3 protein-coding genes are annotated in these 2,225 nt (G+C 60.7%); all 3 read left to right on the forward strand.

The genetic code is table 11. From position 1 onward, the window contains the following. Nucleotides 1-493: 493 nt before the first annotated feature. Genes ACX80D_RS17695 through ACX80D_RS17705 form a run of 3 tightly spaced genes read left to right on the forward strand, consistent with a single transcriptional unit; the run spans nt 494 to nt 1,918 of the window. Nucleotides 494-1,048, forward strand: a complete 555-nt coding sequence (locus tag ACX80D_RS17695) for a transposase domain-containing protein (RefSeq protein ID WP_459324173.1) — start codon at nt 494-496, stop codon at nt 1,046-1,048. Then, nucleotides 973-1,473, forward strand: coding sequence for a transposase (locus ACX80D_RS17700; RefSeq protein WP_459324175.1), 501 nt, complete (start codon nt 973-975; stop codon nt 1,471-1,473). Before ACX80D_RS17695 ends, ACX80D_RS17700 begins: the two co-directional genes overlap by 76 nt. Continuing rightward, nucleotides 1,439-1,918, forward strand: a complete 480-nt coding sequence (locus ACX80D_RS17705) for a hypothetical protein (protein ID WP_459324174.1) — start codon at nt 1,439-1,441, stop codon at nt 1,916-1,918. The genes ACX80D_RS17700 and ACX80D_RS17705 overlap by 35 nt, the downstream gene beginning before the upstream one ends. Nucleotides 1,919-2,225 lie beyond the last annotated feature (307 nt).

Below are 2,225 nucleotides of genomic sequence, written 5' to 3' on the forward strand. Positions count from 1 at the left end.
GTGATGTCTGGGTGCCTGCCGTGCCCGGAAAACCGAACAACGTCCTGGTCGGACGACATGATTTTCTGTAGCAGGTGATCAGGTGGTCTGAACACTATCCAGCTAGGCGGAGCATGTCAATAGATTTTCCCTACGTGGCGATATTCGTCAAAAGCCCTCGGGTAAGGGAAGCGCGAGGGTCTTCATGCACCTCTCCACGATGAAGTTTGTTTATCACGGATCGGCCCCGTTGATGGCTCGCTGTACCGCGCTCTGGGATAAAGCCTCCCTCGGCAGCTACTGTCGCACGCGGAAAGGTAGAACGTAGCAATTCCGATCTGGGCACTATTTGCCTCAATGCCGTGAAGTTAGGCGGTCACCTCCGGCGTCAACTTCGCGTCATCACTGGTTGATTGGCCGCCTTGTCTCAAGATGTGAGATGCCCTTTTAACGCAATGGAACTCCAGTTAAACATGTGAATGTTCAAGCTCACATGTTGCACAGGAGTTCCTGCATGCCATCGTCTCATTCCCTTGCCGTCCAGGGCGAATCCGTTCCGGACGGTGAGGCGGCCACACCGCTTTTTCCCCGCACATCAGCCGTTTGGGACCCGGCCCATTTGGGTGACCTCAGCGGGCAACTGCCTACTGAGCTGGTGGGTGCGGCCCTGACCGTGACACTCAGCCGTGAGCGCCGCATACGGGCTTTGCCCTCGCGGGTAATCGTGTATTTCGTGCTGGCACTGGCCTTGTTTCCCGAGCGGGGGTACAGGTCGGTGCTTGGCAAACTGCGTATGGGCACCGGGATGCTGGCGAGTGTTAGTGCCAGCGCGCTGGCCCAGGCACGCCGGCGAATCGGTGTAGCGCCGTTACGGTGGATCTTCGAAAGGCTGCGCGGGCCAGCACCGACCATCACCGGGGAAGGTGCCTGGTTCGGTGCCATGCGGATCTGCGCCTTGGATGGCACGATCCTGACCCTGCCCGACACGCCGACATCCTTTCCAAGTACAGCAAACAGGCCGGCTACCACGGTGGCACCGGGTACCCGCAGGCGAGGGTCGTGGCGTTGATCGCCTGCGGCACCCGCAGCATCGTTGATGTCGTGTTCGGACCGACCAGTGACGGGGAAACAACCCAAACCCCGGCCCTGCTGCCAACCATGGGGCCGGGGATGACCGTCTTGGCCGACAGGAACTTCGCCGCCGCGGCCCTGCTGCACCAGATCAGCGATACCGGGGCGCACTACTTGGTCCGGGTGAAGAACGCCCGCGACCTGCCCGTTCATCAAGTCTTTCAGGACGGGTCCTACCTCTCGATGCTGGCCCGCAGGAAGATCAGGGTCATCACCGCGACCATCACCCTGCACACCGCCGAGGAGGAACGTACCGAAATCTACCGGTTGGTCACGAACCTAACCAACCCTGCCCAGGGCACCGCCAAGGCGTTGATGCGCCTCTATCATGAGCAACAAGGAAATAGAGACGGCCTTCCGTGAGATCAAGTCCACCATGCTCGGCGGCAGGGTCCTGCGCTCACGCACCATTCAATTGGTCGAGCAGGAAATCTATGCCCTGCTGATCGCCGAGCAGCTGCTGCGCACTGCGATGAGCGAGGCCACCAACGCCGTCCCCGGCGTGGATCCGGACCGGGCCAGCTTCACCATCGCACTGACCACCGCCCGGGACACGATCATCCTCGGACCGGCAGTGCGTGCCCATCCAGGGCGGGGATGGTACGGGCTGGCCGGACGAATCGGTGAACACCTCCTGGCAAACCTTCTGCCGCCACGCAGGCTGCGCACCGGCCCCAGGACCGTGAAACGTGCCATCTCGAAATACCAAGCCCGCGCAACCAAACCACACGGACCAACCCAACCAGGCCGCCTGACCATACAAATCATCAATGTCGGCAACGGGTTGACAACAGAACCCGCCGCCTAACTTCACGGCATTGCTACTAGCCTCTCAGGCCTACCCGCCCTCAGCGGGATACCGGAATGTGGGGGACTGTCCATTCCCGAGAAGATCATTCGCACTAAAGGCTGAGGCTTTCCGCCAGCTGCCCATGTCGGTTGCCGTGCGCACGGGCGACGGGACCGACAAGGTCTTTTTCGTCGGATCTTGACACACCGTCAGCGACGGAAGTAGTGTTCAGACCACCTGATCACCTGCTTGCCCGATCATTGAAGGACAAATGTCTTGAAGGACGTTGTTCGGTTTTCCGGGCACGGCAGGCACCCAGACATCA

It is taken from the genome of Arthrobacter sp. Sr24 (assembly GCF_054511175.1).